The organism is Paraburkholderia sp. RCC_158 (genome assembly GCF_041355255.1).
In the GTDB taxonomy this organism is placed as follows: domain Bacteria; phylum Pseudomonadota; class Gammaproteobacteria; order Burkholderiales; family Burkholderiaceae; genus Paraburkholderia; species Paraburkholderia graminis.
Genome location: NZ_JBFUPM010000012.1, coordinates 145,560 through 165,611, shown reverse-complemented (window position 1 = coordinate 165,611; position 20,052 = coordinate 145,560). Strand labels below are relative to the sequence as shown.

Below are 20,052 nucleotides of genomic sequence, written 5' to 3'. Positions count from 1 at the left end.
CAGATTGCTAGGGATTAACACGGGGGCAACGGGGGGCAACGCGGACAAAAGCAGCCGCGCCGCGCTGCGCGCCCTGGCCCGGAACCCCGGCGCCATTTGGTACAATCCCGCAGTTACCCTGCCGTGCCTGCCTGCCGGCTTCAATGCCGAGGCTCATGCCCAGGCGCCCGCGCAGCGGATAAATCGCAAAACTCGCAAACCAGAACCGCCAATCCACCATGAACATCGAGCAAGCGCGTTTCAACATGATCGAACAGCAGATCCGCCCCTGGGAAGTGCTCGACCAGGACGTGCTGAATCTGCTGTCGATCGTCAAGCGTGAAAACTTCGTCCCCGCCGCGTACCACGAACTGGCCTTCGTCGACTTCGAAGTGCCGCTGCCGGCCGGCCAGCACATGCTGGCGCCGCGCGTCGAAGCGCGCACGCTGCAGGAACTGGCGGTGAAGAAGCACGAAAGCGTGCTGGAAATCGGCGCCGGCTCGGGTTATATGGCGGCACTGCTCGCGCATCGCGCGCAACACGTGCTGACGGTGGACATCGAACCTGAACTCGCCGAACTCGCGAGAACCAACCTGATCGCCAACGGCGTGCTCAACGCGGAAGTCGCGACCGGCGACGCCGCGCGCGGCTGGTCCGCCGCCGCGCCGTACGACGTGATCTGCGTGTCGGGCGGACTGCCCGTGCTGCCGCAGGAAATCCTCGAACAACTGAAGGTGGGCGGCCGTCTGGCGGCATTCGTCGGCACGGCGCCGGTCATGAAGGCGCAGATCATCACGCGCATCGACGAAAAGCAGTACCGCATTGCCGACGTGTTCGAGACGTATGTCGAGCCGCTCGTCAACGCCGTGCAGCCGCCGCGCTTCAAGTTCTGATTCGCCTGTTTTTCACGGACGGCCGGCGCGCGCCGCCGTCCTTTGAACGGAAGTCCCGCTGATGCAAAACCTGACCGCTCCCGCACTCGCCGAATGGCTCGCCGACACGTCGCGCCCCGCCCCCGTGCTGCTCGACGTGCGTGAACCGTGGGAAATCCAGACGGCGGCGATGCCGGGCATCGTGTCGATTCCGATGCGCGAGATTCCCGCGCGCAGCGAGGAACTCGACGACGACGCGCAAATCGTCTGCATCTGCCATCACGGCGCGCGCAGCGCCCAGGTCGCCATGTTCCTCGAATCGCGCGGCCACGCCAACGTCTTCAATCTGCAAGGCGGGATCGACGCGTGGTCGCGTCAGGTCGATCCGTCGGTTCCGACGTACTGATCGCGTACTGATCGTGTAGAGGCGGTTCGTTTCCGCCAGCTCGAGCGTGAGCCCGCGAAACGCGGACTCACGTCAATCGCTACTACGCCTGCACGAACGCCAGAAGATCCGCGTTCAACACATCCGCATTCACCGTCAACATGCCGTGCGGGAAGCCCGGATACGTTTTCAGCGTGCCGTTCTTCAGCAGCTTGATCGACTTCAGCGCCGCGTCCGCATACGGCACGATCTGATCGTCCTCACCGTGCAGCACGAGCGTGGGCACCGAGATCGCGCGCAGGTCCCCGCTCTGGTCCGTTTCCGAGAAAGCCTTGATGCCTTCATAGTGGGCCTTCGCGCTGCCCATCATCCCCTGACGCCACCAGTTCTGAATCACGCCTTGATGGACTGTCGCGCCCGCACGGTTGAAGCCGTAGAACGGACCCGCCGGAACATCGACAAAGAATTGCGCGCGATTGGCGGCCAGCGCCGCGCGAAAGCCGTCGAAAACCTCGAGCGGCAAGCCTTCGGGATTCGCCTCGGTCTTGAGCATCAGCGGCGGCACGGCGCTCACCAGCACCGCCTTCGCCACGCGGCCGGAAGGCTCGCCATGCTTCGCCACGTAACGCGCCACCTCGCCGCCGCCCGTCGAATGGCCGATGTGAACGGCATTGCGCAAGTCGAGCGCTTCGACCACGGCGAAAGCATCCGCGGCGTAGTGGTCCATGTCGTGTCCTTCCGACACTTGCGACGAGCGGCCGTGGCCGCGCCGGTCATGCGCGATCACGCGATAGCCCTTCTGGACGAAGAACAGCATCTGCGTATCCCAGTCGTCGGAAGACAATGGCCAGCCATGATGGAAGACGATCGGCTGCGCGTCTTTCGGGCCCCAGTCCTTGTAGAAAATTTCGACGTTGTCCTTCGTTGTCACATACGGCATGGTCGTTTCTCCGGTTGAGATTTTTGGCGATAGCCGGCTGCATGATCCGGCTGCCGTGTTACGAAAGCCACCACGGTGGCGGCGACTGCACAAGCAACTGCAAACGCATCGAATGGAGAATACGGACGCGCTCCGCGTTATGGAAGAGATTTGCACCGCTTCGCCGCATTGATTGCGAAATTTCACAGGTTTTTCGGAATGCCACACAGGCACCATGCTCTGTTCATTCTGGGAGCCGTGTGATGAGACTAATAAAGATCGCGATGCTGGCCGCAACGTTGTTGCCGCTGTCGTCGTTTGCGGCGCTTGGCGGCGCCCCCGTCGCGAACGCCTCCGCGCCGCTCGTGCTGCGCGCCGCGGCGTCGCAGTCGGTTTCGGATTCCGCTTCGGCGTCCGCTTCCGCGTCCCCTGCCGCGTCCCCTGCCGCGGGCAGCCAGCCGGCCAGCGCCGTCACCGCCACGGCGCCCTACACGATGCGCCAGTCCGTCGACGCGAACGGCGTCACGATCCGCGAATACCTGCTGCCGGCCAACGTCGTGTTCGCCGTCACCTGGCAAGGGCCGATCCGCCCGAACATGCGCGCGCTGCTCGGCAGCTACTTCACGAACTACGTTGCCGCCGGCCAGACCGGCGTGCGCGGCTCCGGCCCGCTGATAGAAGGCAACGACGATTTCCGCATCGAGTCCGCAGGCCGCCTGGGGAACTTCTCCGGCATGGCCTGGCTGCCGCGTCTGTTGCCCGCGGGCGTGCGTCCCGGCGACCTCGAATAACCGCCGCTCGGCACGAAGAGAACAAGACATGAATACATTAAAGAAGACGCTTTCGCTCGCGGCCGCCATTGGCGTGTTCGCGCTTTCGGCATGTGGAGGCGGCGGCAGCAGTGGCGGCAGCAACAATCAGGGCAGCAATTCGGTTGGCTGGAATGCGACGCCGGACTGGACGCCGCACGGCTCAGGCACGGACTCGGGGAATTCATCGCCGCCCGCAACCGGCGACAACACGGCGACGATCACCGTCGACAAGTCGATGGGCAGCATCAACATGCCGAAGGTGTCCATCAAGATCTGCGTGCCGGGCACGCAGAGCACGCCGCAATGCGTGACCGTGGACAACATGCTGGTCGACACCGGCTCCACGGGCGTGCGCATCGCCGCGCGCGCGATTCCCACGCTGGCCCCGTTGCTGCTCACGCAGGTCGGCGCTGCGGACGACACGAGCGGCTCGGCGCCTATTGTCGAATGCATGCCGTTCGCGTCGGGCTACACGTGGGGCTCGGTCAAGCGCGCCGACATCACGATCGGCAGCAAGACGGCGAGCAATCTTCCCATTCAGGTGTATTCGGACAACGCCTATCCGGTGCCGGACGACTGCTCGAACTCCGGTGCCGACATTGGCGGCGCCGACTTCTCGAACATGAACGGCATTGTCGGTGTGGACAGTTTCACAAGCGATTCGGCGGACGCACTGACCACCGCGGTTCCCGGCCTTTACTACTATTGCCCGTCGCAGAACTCGTGCGTCAGCACGCGCATGCTGGCCGGCAAGCAGGTCAGGAATCCGATCGCATCATTCGCCACCGACAACAACGGCGCGATCATCCGTCTGCCCGCCGTGCCGGCCGGCGGCAAGACTAGCGTGACGGGGCAACTGGTGTTCGGCATCGGTACACAGCAGAACAATCAGGTGCCGTCCACCGCGACGATTCTTGCCGTCGACAAATACGGCAGTTTCACCACGCAGTACAAAGGCCGGGCCTTCACCCACAGCCTGATAGACAGCGGCACGAACGCCTATGCCTTTCCGGATGACACCATTCCGACCGCGCTCGGCGACTGGTACACGCCCGCTGCGCCGCTCAGCCTGAGCGCAACAATGGAGTCGACCAACGGCTCCGGCAAGCCGCTCGATGTGCCGTTCTCGATCGCCAATCCGGGCGGCCGAAGCTCAGCGGGTTACTACGCGCTGAGCGACGCCGGCAGCAACTTCTCGCAGCACAAGAACAGCATGTTCTTGTGGGGACTGCCGTTTTTCTATGGGCGCGACGTTTATACGGCCATGGGTAACGCGAAGGTAGGCACTCAGACCGGACCGTTCATCGCGTTCTAACCATTTCGCGCGGCACTGAAGGCGCGGCGTTACCGCTGTTACCGCTGCGCCTTCTTGCGCCATTTCCCAGGACACATTCAGCTTTGTCGGCATATTCCGGTACGGCTGCGCTGGCAACATGCTCCGACCTGTTTTCTGGAGCATTGCGATGAATCTTGTGAAGGCCGCGCTCGCCGCTGCGGTGATGTTACCGCTGGCTTCCTATGCGGCGTTGGGCGGCGCGCCGACGATCAGCGCAGCGTCGCAGTCACGGCTGCGGTCCGCCGCCGTTGCCGCGCCCACCGCTTTGGCTTCCGCCTCGTACACCGTGCGTGAAGCGCGCGACGCGGACGGCGTCACGATTCGCGAATATGTGCAGCCCAATAACGTCGTGTTTGCCGTCGCGTGGCAGGGGCCGGTGCGCCCCGACATGAATGCGCTGCTAGGCAATTATTTTCATCGCGCGGCGTCGGCGGGTGCGGGTAAGCCTCGCGGCACCGGTCCGTTAATCGACCGTAGCGACGACTTCCAGATCGAGTCGGTCGGCCGGCCTGGCAATTTCTTCGGCAAAGCGATTTTGCCGCGGCTGCTGCCGGCGAATGTCCGTGCAGAAGATGTCCGGTAACGGCCCGCGTCGATTTACGAAGAAGAAAATAATGAAGACTTTCAGCAAGACAGTTTGCTTCGCTTTGCTCACGGCTAGCGTCGGGCTTTCCGGTTGCGGCGGCGGTGGCGGCGACGACGACGCATCGGGCGCGGCGGTGCAGAATAACGATAAAGCGGATTCTGTGAGTCCGGCTTCGAGTCCGCGTCCTTCGCCGGCTCTGACTCCGACTCCGGCACCTGCTCCGGCTCCGACGCCTGTGCCGACTCCGATTCCGGCGCCTGTTCCGACGCCTACGCCCACGCCCACGCCAAGGCCGACTCCGACGCCATCCCCGGCTCCGACACCGACGCCAACTCCGACTCCGGCACCGACACCAACGCCGACGCCGACGCCGACGCCAACCCCGAAACCAACACCGACTCCGACGCCGACGCCGAAACCAACACCGACTCCGACTCCGACACCAACTCCGACTCCGACTCCGACACCAACTCCAACTCCGACTCCGACTCCAACTCCAACTCCAACTCCGACACCGACACCGACACCAACCCCAACCCCAACACCGACACCAACGCCCACACCAACGCCCACGCCAACGCCCACACCAACGCAAAACACAGCCCCCATTACAATAGAACGATGGACAGGCGGCTACGCGAACACGCCGTACGTCACGGTCACGATCTGCATTCCCGGCGTGCAAGGCGCGAATCAATGCGCGACCATCGATCACATGTTGCTCGATACCGGCTCGGCAGGCGTGCGTGTGATGGCGAGCGCGCTCGGGTCGGCGCTGGCGGGCAGCTTGCCGGCGCAGACAGGCGCGACCGACGATCCCACGCACAACGCGTCCATCTCCCAGTGCGCGATCTTTGCGTCGGGTTACACGTGGGGCTCGGTCAAGCGCGCGGACGTGAGCATCGGCGGAAAGCTGGCGGGCAGTCTGCCGGTGCAGATCATCAGCGACGGCGCGAATCCGACGCCGACCGATTGCGCGTCGCGCGGCGTCGTCGATATTGGTAGCGTCGCGCAGCTCGGCGCGAACGGCGTGGTCGGCATCGGCTCGGCGGTCCGCGACTTCCCGCTCGCCGCGCAATATGTGTTGCCGGCAACGTACTATTACTGTCCGTCGTCGGGTCCGTGCGCGAACACGCGCGTGCCGCTCGATACGCAGGTCATGAATCCGGTTGCGGACTTCACGACCGACAACAACGGCACGATCATCCGTCTTCCTTCGTTGCAGCCGGGCGGCCAGGCGAGCGCGACGGGCGAGCTCGTGTTCGGCATCGGCACGCAGCAGAACAACGCGCTGCCGTCGACCGCGAACATCATCCCGCTCGACAGCAACGGCTTTTTCACGACGACGTACAAAGGAAGCGCGTTCGGCAACGGCGTGATCGACAGCGGCTCGAACATCACCATCTTCGGCGACACGGCCATTCCGTTCGATGCATGGGGCCGCTATACGCCATCGACCACGTTGAGCCTGTCCGCCGTGCTCAAGCCGACGAGCGGCGCGCTCAAGTCCGCGACCGTGCCCTTCCAGGTCGCCAACACCGCGAGCCTCCTCGCCGGCACGTATGCCGCGTTCGACAACATCGCCGCGTACACGTCGGTCTCGGGCTATTTCATCTGGGGCTTGCCGTTCTTCTTCGGCCGCAGTGTTTATACGGCGCTTAGCGGCTCACAAGCCGGACCGCAGAGCGGGCCCTTCGTTGCGTTCTAAGAAAGCCGACGCATAACGCGGGTAATACGCGAGGCTGGCAAAGGCAACAGCCGGCCTCGTGCAAGACCATTCACACGCGTTCATTAGCTCACATTGGACACGCCGGCGGCGGCCGCGAATATCGCCGCGATCTTGCGGTTTCGATCACCTCGGAAAAGCCGCCGAGGCCGACGAACCACGCGGCGATAGCCGCGCTCGCACCCGATCGAGCGCGTGCGCTGTCTTCGCCAAGCCGGCGGTGAAACGCGAGCGCTATCGAACAGTACGCTGCCCCTCTCACGCCGGCCGTGAAAGGCGAGCGCAATCTCAGCGGCGCGTTGCGTTCGCCACAACCACCGCCATACGCGAGCGCCACCGCAAGCGCCGCATCCCCATGCACAACGCCGCTGCGCATGTGCACCGTCAAAGCCCGCTTGCCTATTCTCACGCCTCGTCGCGGCGCGTCCCGCACCCGAACGAGGCGCATCCCATCTGCATGCACCACATTCGTACGCCAGCACGCATAAGCCCGCTTGCTCCGGGCCGCGCCACAGCGCGCGACGCTGCCATCCCGCGCGTTTCATCAACATGGCATATGCCTTGCAGTACAGGAGCGGCAAATCATGCAGGGCACGCCCCTGTGGCTGAGATCGACGCCCATAAACATTCATCATCAATGGCAAGGGGATACACATGAAACGTCGCAGTCTGTTGAAGTTCGGCTCCATGTCCGGCGCGCTCGCGCTTGCAGGCCGCGTGCCGTTCGCGCACGCACAGTCCTCAAGCGGCCCGATCAAGGTAGGCATCCTGCATTCGCTGTCGGGCACGATGGCGATCTCCGAGACATCGCTGAAAGACACCGCGCTGATGACGATCGCGGACATCAACAAGAACGGTGGCGTGATGGGCCGTCAGCTTCAGCCGGTGGTCGTCGACCCGGCATCGAACTGGCCGCTCTTCGCAGAAAAAGCGCGTCAACTGATCACGCAGGAAAAATGCGCGGTGGTGTTCGGCTGCTGGACTTCCGTGTCGCGCAAGTCGGTGCTGCCGGTCTTCGAGGAACTCAACGGCCTGCTGTTCTACCCCGTGCAGTACGAAGGCGAAGAGATGTCGCGCAACGTGTTCTACACGGGCGCCGCGCCGAACCAGCAGGCGATTCCCGCAACCGAATATCTGATGAGCGCGGAAGGCGGCGGCGCGAAGCGCTTCTTCCTGCTCGGCACCGACTATGTGTATCCGCGCACGACCAACAAGATCCTGCGCGCGTTTCTGAAGTCGAAGGGCGTGCAGGACGCCGACATCCAGGAGGTCTACACGCCGTTCGGCCATAGCGACTACCAGACCATCGTCGCGAACATCAAGACCTTCTCGCAAGGCGGCAAGACGGCCGTGATCTCGACGGTGAACGGCGATTCGAACGTGCCCTTCTACAAGGAACTCGGCAACCAGGGGCTGAAGGCGTCGGACGTGCCGGTCGTCGCGTTCTCGGTCGGCGAGGAAGAACTGCGCGGCATCGACACCAAGCCGCTCGTCGGCAATCTCGCGGCATGGAACTACTTCATGTCGGTGCGCAATCCGGCCAACGAGAAGTTCAAGAAGCAATGGGCCGCGTGGGTCAAGGAAAACAACCTGCCGGGCGGCACGAAGCGCGTGACGAACGATCCGATGGAAGCGACTTTCGTCGGCATTCACATGTGGAAGCAGGCGGTCGAGAAGGCCAAGAGCACGGACGTCGACAAGGTTCGCGTGGCGATGGTCGGCCAGCAGTTCGCGGCGCCGTCGGGCTTCACGCTCGAGATGGACGGCAACCACCATCTGCATAAGCCGGTGATGATCGGCGAAGTGCGCGCGGACGGTCAGTTCAATGTCGTATGGCGCACCAAGACCGCGGTTCGCGCGCAGCCGTGGAGTCCGTTTATCGCGGGCAATGCAGGCAAGCCGGATGTGGTGAGTTCGATTCCGGCGTTTCTGAAGCGCTCGCGGTCGCGGGTCGCCTGATTGCGTGGTGTGGCGTGTCGCGGCGGCTTGTGTTGCCGTTGCGATGCGTTGATTTTGTGGTTGCGGGGCGCGTGCGGGGAGTCGCTTTGCGGCGCATGGCTTCGGGTTGAATTGCGTGGTCGTGCGTTGCTCGAATCGTGTGGATCGCGTAGTGCGTGGGTTGCACTGCGTCGCCGTGTTGCGTGGTCGTACTCCGTGGTCGCGTCGTGTGTCGTACTGCGCTGTCGCACTGCTGGTCGTCCTGCGCCGTCGTACTGCACCGCCGCACTACGCCGCATCGCGCCGCCAGCACCTCGCCACAACAAGCGGCCGGCCACAAGCATCCGCAGCGCTCCCGCAACCCATCGCGCGAAACGCTGCCTTGCATCGCGCCGCGTCGCTAGTCATTCTTCAAAGGCCATCATGGCGTTTCCATTTCTCGCTTCTGCGCAGCGGTTCGCTCGACGCGGCACCGCATCTGCACTGTTCGCGTTAGCAACATTAGCCACGCTAACGCCACACACCGCGTTCGCGCTGACCACCGCCGATGTCGCGCCGCTCGCCGCCGACGACTTCGACGCCAAGTCCGCAGCCATCGACAAACTCATCGCGAACCACGACAAGGAATCGCTGACGGTGTTAAAGGCGCTGTCCGAAGACGCGGTCCTCGCCACCGACTCCGGCGCCGTCCTGCTACAAGACGGCGACACGCTGCACGATGCAGTCACCGGCAAACCAGTGGAAGCCAGCGACGCCCAGCCCGTCACGCTAAACAACCTGCTGCGCTCAAAAGTATCAGGCGCGCTCTCCGGCCTGCAACTCGACTCCGCCGACAAAACGACGCGCGAAGAAGCCATCAATGCGCTGCTGAAAAACCCGGACCCGTCGATCAAACCACTCGTCGACGCGGCCCGCGCAAAGGAAACCGACCCGGCGCTCAAGAAGCGCCTCGATACGCTTTGGGCCATGACCGCGCTGCATGACGCGGACGCGACGAAACGCCTCGAAGCGGTGCAACTCGTCGCCGCTCGCCACGACCTCGACATGAACGAACTGCTGCGTCCGCTCGTCGCGAAGAAGCCCGACGGCACGTTCGCCGAAACGGACGCTCGCGTGCGGGCCGCGGCACAAACGGGCATCGACGAACTCGATGCAATCCAGCGCCGCAGCGCGATTGCCGGCACGCTGTTCGCGGGTCTGTCGCTCGGCAGCGTGCTGCTGCTCGCCGCGCTCGGCCTCGCGATCACGTATGGCCTGATCGGCGTCATCAACATGGCGCACGGTGAATTTTTGATGATCGGCGCTTACGCCACCTATGTCGTGCAGAACCTCTTTCAACGCTTCGCGCCCGGCGCGTTCGACTGGTATCCGCTGCTCGCGGTGCCTGCGTCGTTCGTCGCGGCGGCGCTTGTCGGCATCGTCATCGAGCGGCTTGTGCTGAAGCATCTGTATGGCCGTCCGCTCGAAACGCTGCTGACCACGTTCGGCATCAGCCTGATTCTGATCCAGGCAACGCGCATGCTGTTCGGCGCGCAGAACGTGCAAGTCGTGAACCCTTCGTGGATGAGCGGCGGCGTAACCGTGTTGCCGAATCTGATCCTGCCGTATAACCGCCTCGTGATCCTCGCGTTTGCGCTCTTTGTCGTCGGCATTGCATGGGCCGTGTTGACGAAGACGCGCCTGGGTCTGTTCGTGCGCGCCGTCACGCAAAACCGTCGCATGGCCGCTTGCGTCGGCGTGAAAACCGCGCGCGTCGATTCGTATGCGTTCGCGTTCGGCGCGGGCATCGCGGGACTCGGCGGCTGCGCGCTCTCGCAGATCGGCAACGTCGGCCCTGACCTCGGTCAGAGCTACATCATCGATTCGTTCATGGCGGTCGTGCTGGGCGGCGTCGGTCAACTGGCGGGCACGGTGATCGGCGGCTTCGGGCTCGGACTCGTCAGCAAGGCGATCGAACCGTTCTGGGGCGCCGTGCTCGCGAAGATCGCGGTGCTCGTGCTGATCGTGCTGTTCATCCAGAAGCGTCCGCAGGGCATGTTCGCCCTCAAGGGCCGCAGCGCGGAGGCATGACATGACATCTGCGACTTCTTCTTCGAACGCGCCGGCTCACGTCGGCACGCACGGCACAAGCGGCGCCGAAACGCGCGCCGCGCAATCCGGCTTCGCGCTCGGCTTGCCGCCGCGTCCCGCGCTGCTGTCGCGGCGCGCGTGGCTCGCGCTGATCGCGTTGATCATCGTGTTCGGGCTCGGCGTGCCATTCGCCACGCTCGTCGTGCCGGAGACGAGCCCGCTGCATCTGTCCGCCTACGCGATGACGATCACCGGCAAGTTCATGTGCTACGCGATCGCCGCGCTGGCGCTCGATCTCGTGTGGGGCTACTGCGGCATTCTGAGCCTCGGTCATGCGCTGTTCTTCGCGCTCGGCGGCTACGCAATCGGCATGTACCTGATGCGCGCCATCGGTCACGACGGCAAGTACGGCAGCGACCTGCCCGACTTCATGGTGTTCCTCGACTGGCATCAACTGCCTTGGTACTGGGAAGGCACGCAATATCTCGGCTATGCGCTGCTGCTGGTCGTGCTGGTGCCGGCCGTGGTCGCGTGGGTGTTCGGCTTCTTCACGTTCCGCTCGCGCGTGAAAGGCGTGTATCTGTCGATCATCACGCAGGCCATGACCTTCGCCGCGATGCTGCTGTTCTATCGCAACGAAACGGGCTTCGGCGGCAATAACGGCTTTACGGATTTCAAGCGCATCGGCGGCTTCGCGATCACGCACCCGGGTACGCGCACCGCGTTGCTGCTGATTACGTTTGCCGTGCTGATTCTCGCGTTCATCGGCGCGCGCGCGATCGTCACGTCGAAGCTAGGCCGCGTCGTCACCGCCGTGCGCGACGGCGAGACGCGCCTCATGTTCCTCGGCTATAGCCCGCTCGCCTACAAGCTGTTCGTGTGGACCGTGTCCGCGGTGCTGTGCGGCATTGCCGGCGCGTTGTATGTGCCGCAAGTCGGCATCATCAATCCCGGCGAAATGTCGCCGGGCAATTCGATTGAAATGGCGATCTGGGTCGCCGTGGGCGGACGCGGCACGCTGATTGGGCCGATTGTCGGCGCGTTCGCGGTCAACGGCGCGAAGAGCTTTTTCACGGCGAATTTCCCTGAATACTGGCTGTTCTTTCTCGGTCTGATTTTCGTGCTGGTCCCGCTGTTCTTGCCGAACGGCATCATGGGACTCATCGAACTCGTGACCCGCAAGAGGAACCGCTCATGAACGAAAATCCGATGGTTCCCGATCTCGCGTTGCCCGAACAACCTTCCGAGCATGCGCTAAGCGGCGTCGCCAGCATGGGGCACGCGGTCGTGCCGGGCGAGATCGACGTGTCGCACGGCACGATCCTGTATCTCGACGACGTGACCGTGAGCTTCGACGGCTTTCGCGCGTTGAACGCGCTGACGCTTTCCATCGACGCCGGCGAATTGCGCTGCATCATCGGCCCGAACGGCGCGGGCAAGACGACGATGATGGATGTGATCACCGGCAAGACCGCGCCCGATTCCGGCAAGGTGTTTCTCGGCCAGTCGATCGACCTGACGCGGATGAACGAGCCATCCATCGCGCGCGCCGGCATCGGACGCAAGTTTCAGAAGCCGACGGTTTTCGAGCAGCATCCCGTGTGGGAAAACCTCGAACTGGCGATGAAAACCGACAAGGGCTGGCTCGCTTCATTGCGTGCGCGGCTCGATCGCGAGGCGCAAGCGCGCATCGAAGAAACGCTGGCGTTGATCGGTCTCGAAAGCGAGGCGCGGCGTTTGGCCGGCGAGTTGTCGCATGGACAAAAGCAGCGGCTCGAGATCGGCATGTTGCTGATGCAACAACCCGCGCTGCTGCTGCTCGACGAACCCGCCGCCGGCATGACCGACGACGAAACCATGCAGCTCGCCGAACTGCTCAACCATCTGCGCGGCACCTGCTCGATGATGGTGGTCGAGCACGATATGGAGTTCGTCGCGGCACTGTCGGGCAAGACCGGCAAGGTCACGGTGATGGCCGAAGGACGCGTGCTCGCGCACGGCACGCTCGACGACGTCAAACGCGACGAGACCGTGATCGAATCGTATCTCGGCCGCTGAGTTAGCTCTATTAGTTAGCCCGATCAGCGCGCAGAGAATCACAGGACCGGACCACCATGCTAGAAGTACAAAACCTCAACCAGTACTACGGCGGCAGCCACATTCTTCGCGATGTGAAGCTGACCGTGCCCGACGGCAAGCTCACTGTGCTGCTGGGCCGCAACGGCGTCGGCAAGACCACGCTGCTGCGCTGCCTGATGGGCGTCGTGCAGACGAAGAGCGGCTCCATCGCGTGGCGCGGCGCGCCGATCACGAAGCTGCCCACGTATTCGCGCGTCGAGCATGGCCTCGCTTATGTGCCGCAAGGGCGCGATATTTTTCCGCGGCTCACCGTCGAAGAAAATCTGCTGGTGGGCGCGGCCAGCAAGAAAGCGCCGAAGAAAGTCCCCGAGCGCATCTACGAATTGTTTCCGGTGCTGAAGGACATGCGCGGGCGCCGCGGCGGCGATCTGTCGGGCGGTCAGCAGCAACAGCTCGCGATTGGCCGCGCGCTGATGAGCGAGCCGCAACTGCTGATTCTCGATGAACCGACGGAAGGCATTCAGCCGTCGATCATTCAGGATATTGGCCGCACGCTGCGTCAACTGGTCGAGGAAATGGGCATGACGGTGCTGCTTGTGGAGCAGTACTACGACTTCGCGAAGGAGATCGCCGACCGCTATTGGGTGATGAGCCGTGGCGAGATCGTCGCGGGCGGAGAAGGCGCGAATATGGATGCGGACGGCGTGCGTGCGCTGATCGCGGTGTGACTTGTGCGCGTTGGTTCGCGTGCTATGCTCGGCGCGTCTTGTTCGTGTTGCGCGGGCCTCGCGTTAGCTCCGGCTCGCGCCTGTAGTTCCTGTACTCACACATCGATCGCACGCTCATTAGCACGTTCATTAGCACGTCCACTTGCATGTCGCTTCACGAAAACCACCTCACGTTGGCCAATGCGCAAAGCGAAGCGCATGCGCAATGGCGCGCGCGTCTCGAACTCGGCTTCGTCAGGCGAGCTCAGCGCACGGCGCTTGAACACCGGCTCCACGATGGACCGTTGCGCGTGCAGCGGCCGCTTTATCCCGAGGGCGAGTCCATCTGTCATGCGGTGATCGTGCATCCGCCCGGCGGGATTGCGGGCGGCGATCAGCTCGACATCAGCGTGAATGTCGGCGCCGCCGCGCATGCCGTCATCACGACGCCAGGCGCGACCAAGTGGTACAAGTCCAATGGACGCGCCGCGCGGCAAAACATCGCCGTGCACGTCGGCGAGAACGCGAAGCTCGACTGGCTGCCGCAGAACAACATCGTGTTCGATCATGCGAATGCGGCGCTGGATTTTTCGCTGACACTCGACGAAGGCGCGACCGCGATCGGCTGGGACGCGACGCAGTTGGGCCGGCAAGCGGCTGGCGAGCGGTGGTCGGAGGGAAGTCTGCGGGCGGTGTCGCGGATCGTGCGGGCAAAGAACGACATGAACGGCGACTTGCTGTGGTTCGAGCGCGCGAGCCTCGCCGCCGACGACCCGTTGCGCGATGCCGCTCAAGGACTCGGCGGCTTTCCCGCGTACGGCACGCTGTGGGCGATCGGCGCTGCTTGCGACGACGCGCTCGCCGAGGCGCTGACCGCTCAGCTTCCATTCGACAGCACGATACGCGCAGCGGCCACTTGCGTGACGAGCGGCGTGTTGCTGGTTCGTGTCCTCTCGCGTTCAATGGAGAGCTTGCAACGCGCGTTGACGCAATGCTGGATGCAGTTGCGCCCCATCGTGCACGGCGTCGATGCCGTGCCACTAAGAATCTGGACCACCTGATCTGGGCCACCTAATCTGGACCACCTAGCGCGCCGCCGCGCTTTCACCGCGTAAGACAGCCCCGCACCACACTGGCGCAACGGCGAGCCCCCACATGGTGCGCCGCGCTGAAAACTCCCCGCTCGCGCCCGCCGCACCACGATGGCACACACCTTGCGTTGTTAGCGCGCGATGCTGCCGCGCCTCGCGCGTCGACATCGCGCCCGAACGCGCACACCGACCACACCACGCCTGGACCACGCCTACATCACATGAACCGACCCACGCTTCGTTCCATGCGCCGCACGCTGCTCGCCGCACTGCTCGCCTCGCCTGTCCTCGCCGTCACCGTGCCCGCCCACGCGGACACGCTCGACAACATCGCCAAGGCGGGCGTGCTGAAAGTCGCCGTGCCCGAGGACTATCCGCCATTCGGCTCGGTCGGCCCGGACATGAAGCCCCAAGGCTACGACATCGAGACGGCCGCGCTGCTCGCGAAGTCGATGAACGTGAAGCTCGAACTCGTGCCCGTCAACAGCGCGAACCGCATTCCGTATCTGCAAACGAACAAGGTCGACCTCGTGATCTCGTCGCTCGGCAAGACGCCGGATCGCGAGAAAGTGATCGACTTCTCGACCGCGTACGCGCCGTACTACCAGGGCGTGTTCGGTCCCGCCGACGTCAAGGTGAGCGGCCCCGCCGACCTCACCGGCAAGACGGTCGGCGCGACGCGCGGCGCGCTCGAGGAACTCGGCCTCACGCAAATGGCGCCGAACGCGACGATCAAGCGCTTCGAGGACAACAACGCGACCATCGCCGCATTTCTGTCGGGCCAGGTTCAACTGATCGCGGCGGGCAACATCGTCGCGGCAGCGATCCTCGCGAAGAATCCGCCGCGCCGTCCGGAGCCGAAGTTCGTCATCAAGAACTCGCCGTGCTTCGTCGGCATGAACAAGAACGAGCCGCGCCTGCAGCAGAAGGTCAACGCCGCGATCGCGCAGGCGAAGCAGGACGGCACGTTCAACACGATGTCGAAGAAGTGGTTCGGCGCGGCGCTGCCTGCCGATCTGTAAGCGCGCCGTTAGCCGGACTTGATAGCGTCGCTGTTTGGTCCGGCATTGCACGGGTCGCATCCGCGACCCGCAACGCATATCATTGTCGCGACCCGATCCACTTGGACCGGGCGCCACTCACCGCACTCATTCGATGAAGCTGACACCTCGCGAGAAGGACAAGCTGCTGATTTTCACCGCTGCGCTGCTTGCCGAACGGCGCCGCGCGCGCGGCCTCAAACTGAACTATCCGGAAGCGGTCGCCTTCATCACCGCCGCGCTGATGGAAGCGGCGCGCGACGGCAAGACCGTCGCCGAGGTCATGCACTACGGCACGACGCTGCTCACACGCGACGACGTGATGGAAGGCGTGCCCGAGATGATCCCCGACATTCAGGTCGAGGCGACCTTCCCTGACGGCACGAAGCTCGTCACCGTTCATCATCCGATCCCTTGATCCGCTGAACCACAAAGGCACGCCCATGATTCCCGGCGAACTCCTCACCGACGACGGCGAGCACGAACTCAACGCGGGCCGCGCCACCGTCACGGTCGTCGTGTCGAATACCGGCGACCGGCCGGTGCAGATCGGCTCGCACTACCATTTCTACGAAGTGAACGACGCGCTCGCGTTCGACCGCGAAGCCGCGCGCGGCTTTCGCCTGAACATCGCGGCGGGCACGGCCGTGCGCTTCGAGCCAGGCCAGGAGCGCACCGTCGAACTCGTCGAACTGGCGGGCGAGCGCATCGTCTACGGCTTTAACGGCAAGGTGATGGGCAAGCTGTGATGCCCTTGCGGGCACTCGCCCCGAACGACCTGCTCATTTCCGGACCCACACCATGACCTTACGCATTGGCCGCCGCGCATACGCGGAAATGTTCGGCCCCACCACCGGCGACCGCGTGCGTCTCGCCGACACCGAGTTGCTGATCGAAGTCGAGCGCGACTTCACGACTTATGGCGAGGAAGTGAAATTCGGCGGCGGCAAAGTGATTCGCGACGGCATGGGCCAGTCGCAGCGCGTGCATGCCGAGGTTGTCGATACTGTCGTGACGAATGCGGTGATTCTCGATCACTGGGGCATCGTGAAGGCCGACATCGGCATCAAGGACGGCCGCATTGCCGCGATCGGCAAAGCGGGCAATCCCGACATTCAGCCGAACGTGACGATTGCGATTGGCGCGTCCACCGAAGTGATCGCCGGCGAAGGACTGATCGTGACGGCGGGCGGCATCGACACGCATATTCACTTCATCAGCCCGCAGCAGATTGAAGAAGCGCTCGCGAGCGGCGTGACGACGATGCTCGGCGGCGGCACCGGCCCGGCCACTGGCACGAATGCGACCACTTGCACGCCGGGTCCGTGGCATCTCGAACGCATGCTGCAAGCCGCCGACGGTTATCCGATGAACCTCGGCTTTCTCGGCAAGGGCAACGTGAGCCAGCCGCAGCCCGCGCTCGAACAGATCGCCGCGGGCGCGATCGGCCTGAAGCTGCACGAGGACTGGGGCACGACGCCGGCCGCGATCGACAACTGTCTCTCCGTTGCCGATGACACCGACACGCAGGTCGCGATTCACACGGACACGCTGAACGAAGCGGGTTTCGTCGAAGCGACCGTGGCCGCGTTCAAGGGCCGCACGATCCACACGTACCACACCGAAGGCGCGGGCGGCGGCCACGCGCCGGACATCATCAAGGTATGCGGCGAGGCGAACGTGCTGCCCTCGTCGACGAATCCGACGCGCCCTTACACCGTCAACACGCTCGAAGAGCATCTCGACATGCTGATGGTGTGCCATCACCTGGACCCGTCGATTGCGGAAGATATTGCGTTTGCCGAGTCGCGCATACGCCGCGAGACGATTGCCGCCGAAGACATCCTGCACGATCTCGGCGCGCTCTCGATGCTGTCGTCCGATTCGCAGGCGATGGGGCGCGTGGGCGAAGTGATCATCCGCACATGGCAGACCGCGCACAAGATGAAGGTGCAGCGCGGCGCGCTGCCCGAAGACGGCGCGCGTCACGACAACTTTCGCGCGAAGCGTTACGTCGCCAAGTACACGATCAACCCCGCGATCACGCACGGCATCGCGCATGAAGTCGGGTCCATCGAGCCGGGCAAATGGGCCGACCTCGTGTTCTGGGAGCCGGCGTTCTTCGGCATCAAGCCTTCGCTGATTCTTAAGGGCGGCATGATCGCGATGGCGCAGATGGGCGACCCCAACGCGTCGATTCCCACGCCGCAGCCGGTGCATTATCGCGAGATGTTCGCGACGCGCGGCGGTGCGTTGGGGCGCACGTCGCTGACTTTCGTTTCGCAACTCGCCGCCGAGGCTGGCGTTGCCGAGCGTTATGGTTTGAACAAGCGTATCGTGGCCGTGAAGAACTGCCGCAACATCACGAAGGCCGACATGATTCACAACGCGTGGCGTCCGTCGATCAGCGTCGATCCCGAAACCTATCAGGTGATCGCCGATGGTCAACTGCTGACCTGCGAACCGGCCACTGTCTTGCCGATGGCGCAACGCTATTTCCTGTTCTAATCATGCGCACACTCGACAAACTGCTTGCACCTCATCTGAAGCTCGCGCCCGTGCTGGTCAAGCGCGCGCCGACCTTGACACTCGCGTTCGACGAACGTCGCAAGAGCCGCCTCGCGGCCACGCTCGATAACGGCGAGGAAGTGGCGATGCTGCTGCCGCGCGGCACTGTTCTGCGCGACGGCGATGTGCTGGTCGCCGACGACGGCGGCCTCGTGCGCGTGGTCGCCGCAGCGGAAACCGTGCTCGTGGTCCGCGCGAAAGATACGCTGACGCTCACGCGCGCCGCGTATCACCTCGGCAATCGTCATACGCCGGTTGAAGTCGGCGCGGATTATCTGAAGCTCGAATTCGATCCGGTTCTCGCCGATATGTTGAAGCGCATCGGAGCAACCGTCGATCAGGTGTCGATGCCGTTTCAGCCCGAGTCGGGCGCGTATGGCGGCGGTCACAAGCATGGCCACGACGAGACTTTCGCCGAAGACTATGCGTTGGCGCAGCAGGTGTTCGGCGAGCATCATGGGCATGAGCATTCGCACGATCACGGCCATTCGCACGATCACGAAGGCCACGTACACGACGAATCTTGCGGCCACGCGCATCACTCTCACCATGCGCATCGCTGAACTCACCGCGCTATTGCATCTCGCGTCGCCGGCATTGCCGATCGGCGCATTCAGTTATTCGCAGGGTCTCGAAGCGGCGATTGAAGCGCAACTGATCACCGACGCCGACTCGGCCCGCGACTGGATCGCAAGCGGCCTGACCGACGTGCTCGCGCATGGCGAACTGCCGTTCCTCGCGCATCAAATGGAACGCTGGCGCACGCACGACGCCGACGGCCTCGCACAAGCGAACCGCGAATTCCTCGCGAGCCGCGAGTCTGCCGAGTTGCGTCGCGAGACCGAGCAAATGGGGTGGTCGCTGCGGCAATTGTGCGTGTCGCTCGAATGGAGCGATGCAGCGCGGCGCGCGACGCTTGGCGCGATCACGCCGCTCGCGCAGCCCACGGCATTCGCTTTCGCCGCCTACGCGCACGATGCAGCGGTCGATGCCGCTCTCGCCGCGTACGCATTCAGTTGGGTGGAGAACCAGGCCGCTGCCGCATTGAAGGCGGTGCCGCTCGGGCAACTCGCGGGGCAGCGCATTATCGTCGCGTTGCGCGGACCGATCGACGCTGCGGTCACGCGCGCGCTCGCGACATCGCCGGAACATATCAATACGTTCGCGCCGCAGCTCGGCATTCTGTCGGCGCGTCACGAGTCGCAGTATTCGCGGCTCTTTCGCTCATAAATCGATCCATCATGAACGCACCTCAACATTCCGCTCACTCGTCCGTTCGCACGAAGAAACTGCCGCCGCTGCGCGTGGGCGTCGGCGGTCCGGTCGGCTCGGGCAAGACCACGCTGCTCGAAATGCTCTGCAAGGCGATGCGCGAACAATACGATCTTGTCGCGATCACCAACGACATCTATACGAAAGAAGATCAGCGCCTGCTGACGGTGGCGGGCGCGTTGCCGGCCGAGCGCATCATGGGCGTCGAGACGGGCGGCTGCCCGCATACGGCGATTCGCGAGGACGCGTCGATCAACCTCGAAGCCGTCGACCGCATGCTCACGCGCTTCCCGGACGCGGACATCGTTTTCATCGAATCGGGCGGCGATAACCTCGCGGCAACCTTCAGCCCGGAACTGTCGGACCTGACGATCTACGTGATCGACGTGGCCGGCGGCGAGAAGATCCCGCGCAAGGGCGGCCCCGGCATAACGAAGTCGGATTTGCTCGTGATCAACAAGACGGACCTCGCGCCGATGGTCGGCGCGAACCTCGACGTGATGGCCTCAGACGCGAAGAAAATGCGCGGCGAGCGGCCTTTCGTGATGACCAATCTGAAGGCGCTCGACGGGTTGGATCAGGTGGTGCGGTTTATCGAGCGGAAGGGGTTGTTGAGGGTTTGAGGGCGGAGCGTGATGCTCGGCGTCTCACTCGCCCGGATGAGGGTGATCG

At 64.0% G+C, this 20,052-nt stretch carries 20 protein-coding genes and 1 pseudogene; 19 read left to right on the top strand and 2 right to left on the bottom strand.

Annotated elements, in window-relative coordinates:
* The first annotated feature begins 218 nt into the window (after positions 1–218).
* Both AB6809_RS22805 and AB6809_RS22800 read left to right on the top strand, forming a co-directional pair.
* Positions 219–872 (top strand): protein-L-isoaspartate O-methyltransferase, encoded by a 654-nt coding sequence (locus tag AB6809_RS22805; RefSeq protein WP_006048573.1) that lies wholly within the window; start codon positions 219–221, stop codon positions 870–872.
* A 61-nt stretch (positions 873–933) separates the two neighbouring features.
* On the top strand, positions 934–1,257 hold the full coding sequence (locus AB6809_RS22800) for a rhodanese-like domain-containing protein (protein WP_006048574.1): 324 nt from the start codon (positions 934–936) through the stop codon (positions 1,255–1,257).
* Between the two features lie 82 nt (positions 1,258–1,339).
* On the opposite strand, the gene AB6809_RS22795 is transcribed toward AB6809_RS22800, so the two are convergent.
* Positions 1,340–2,176 (bottom strand): alpha/beta fold hydrolase, encoded by an 837-nt coding sequence (locus tag AB6809_RS22795; protein WP_006048575.1) that lies wholly within the window; start codon positions 2,174–2,176, stop codon positions 1,340–1,342.
* Positions 2,177–2,418: 242 nt separating this feature from the next.
* Between AB6809_RS22795 and AB6809_RS22790 the strand changes: the two genes are divergently transcribed.
* The 3 genes from AB6809_RS22790 (at position 2,419) to AB6809_RS22780 (ending at position 4,886) form a co-directional block, all read left to right on the top strand.
* Positions 2,419–2,946 (top strand): DUF2844 domain-containing protein, encoded by a 528-nt coding sequence (locus AB6809_RS22790; protein ID WP_029971101.1) that lies wholly within the window; start codon positions 2,419–2,421, stop codon positions 2,944–2,946.
* Positions 2,947–2,974: 28 nt separating this feature from the next.
* Positions 2,975–4,282 carry a DUF3443 domain-containing protein gene (locus AB6809_RS22785; RefSeq protein ID WP_029971100.1) on the top strand — a complete coding sequence of 436 codons (1,308 nt, stop codon included), beginning with the start codon at positions 2,975–2,977 and terminating at the stop codon, positions 4,280–4,282.
* 148 nt (positions 4,283–4,430) lie between these two features.
* Entirely contained in the window at positions 4,431–4,886 is a 456-nt protein-coding gene (locus AB6809_RS22780) for a DUF2844 domain-containing protein (protein ID WP_029971099.1), read from the top strand.
* Between the two features lie 272 nt (positions 4,887–5,158).
* Here AB6809_RS22780 and AB6809_RS22775 read toward each other — a convergent pair whose 3' ends face one another.
* On the bottom strand, positions 5,159–5,467 hold the full coding sequence (locus AB6809_RS22775) for a hypothetical protein (protein ID WP_371027289.1): 309 nt from the start codon (positions 5,465–5,467) through the stop codon (positions 5,159–5,161).
* 23 nt (positions 5,468–5,490) lie between these two features.
* Here AB6809_RS22775 and AB6809_RS22770 point away from each other — a divergent pair.
* From AB6809_RS22770 to ureG, 14 genes and pseudogenes are all read left to right on the top strand, one after another.
* Positions 5,491–6,597, top strand: a pseudogene (locus tag AB6809_RS22770) (DUF3443 domain-containing protein); the annotation flags it as partial.
* Positions 6,598–7,269: 672 nt separating this feature from the next.
* Positions 7,270–8,574 (top strand): urea ABC transporter substrate-binding protein, encoded by a 1,305-nt coding sequence (gene urtA, locus AB6809_RS22765; protein ID WP_006048581.1) that lies wholly within the window; start codon positions 7,270–7,272, stop codon positions 8,572–8,574.
* Positions 8,575–8,976: 402 nt separating this feature from the next.
* The gene (urtB, locus tag AB6809_RS22760) at positions 8,977–10,623 is read left to right on the top strand and encodes an urea ABC transporter permease subunit UrtB (RefSeq protein WP_081653081.1); all 1,647 of its coding nucleotides are present in this window, start codon (positions 8,977–8,979) and stop codon (positions 10,621–10,623) included.
* A 1-nt stretch (position 10,624) separates the two neighbouring features.
* Positions 10,625–11,821, top strand: a complete 1,197-nt coding sequence (urtC, locus tag AB6809_RS22755; protein ID WP_029971094.1) for an urea ABC transporter permease subunit UrtC — start codon at positions 10,625–10,627, stop codon at positions 11,819–11,821.
* Positions 11,818–12,681 (top strand): urea ABC transporter ATP-binding protein UrtD, encoded by an 864-nt coding sequence (gene urtD / locus AB6809_RS22750; RefSeq protein ID WP_006048584.1) that lies wholly within the window; start codon positions 11,818–11,820, stop codon positions 12,679–12,681. Before urtC ends, urtD begins: the two co-directional genes overlap by 4 nt.
* A 56-nt stretch (positions 12,682–12,737) precedes the next feature.
* Entirely contained in the window at positions 12,738–13,430 is a 693-nt protein-coding gene (gene urtE / locus AB6809_RS22745) for an urea ABC transporter ATP-binding subunit UrtE (protein ID WP_006048585.1), read from the top strand.
* A gap of 146 nt (positions 13,431–13,576) precedes the next feature.
* Positions 13,577–14,470 (top strand): urease accessory protein UreD, encoded by an 894-nt coding sequence (locus AB6809_RS22740; RefSeq protein ID WP_029971093.1) that lies wholly within the window; start codon positions 13,577–13,579, stop codon positions 14,468–14,470.
* A 251-nt stretch (positions 14,471–14,721) separates the two neighbouring features.
* A complete protein-coding gene (locus AB6809_RS22735) occupies positions 14,722–15,522 on the top strand; it encodes a transporter substrate-binding domain-containing protein (RefSeq protein WP_029971092.1) in 801 nt (266 codons plus the stop codon).
* A gap of 133 nt (positions 15,523–15,655) precedes the next feature.
* Entirely contained in the window at positions 15,656–15,958 is a 303-nt protein-coding gene (gene ureA, locus AB6809_RS22730; protein WP_006048588.1) for an urease subunit gamma, read from the top strand.
* A 25-nt stretch (positions 15,959–15,983) separates the two neighbouring features.
* Positions 15,984–16,289 carry an urease subunit beta gene (locus AB6809_RS22725; protein ID WP_006048589.1) on the top strand — a complete coding sequence of 102 codons (306 nt, stop codon included), beginning with the start codon at positions 15,984–15,986 and terminating at the stop codon, positions 16,287–16,289.
* A gap of 52 nt (positions 16,290–16,341) precedes the next feature.
* Positions 16,342–18,048, top strand: coding sequence for an urease subunit alpha (ureC, locus tag AB6809_RS22720; protein ID WP_006048590.1), 1,707 nt, complete (start codon positions 16,342–16,344; stop codon positions 18,046–18,048).
* A 2-nt stretch (positions 18,049–18,050) separates the two neighbouring features.
* Positions 18,051–18,671, top strand: coding sequence for an urease accessory protein UreE (gene ureE / locus AB6809_RS22715; RefSeq protein WP_029971091.1), 621 nt, complete (start codon positions 18,051–18,053; stop codon positions 18,669–18,671).
* Positions 18,658–19,338, top strand: a complete 681-nt coding sequence (locus tag AB6809_RS22710; RefSeq protein ID WP_029971090.1) for an urease accessory protein UreF — start codon at positions 18,658–18,660, stop codon at positions 19,336–19,338. The genes ureE and AB6809_RS22710 overlap by 14 nt, the downstream gene beginning before the upstream one ends.
* A gap of 11 nt (positions 19,339–19,349) precedes the next feature.
* A complete protein-coding gene (gene ureG, locus AB6809_RS22705) occupies positions 19,350–20,003 on the top strand; it encodes an urease accessory protein UreG (protein WP_006048593.1) in 654 nt (217 codons plus the stop codon).
* The last annotated feature ends 49 nt before the right edge of the window (positions 20,004–20,052 follow it).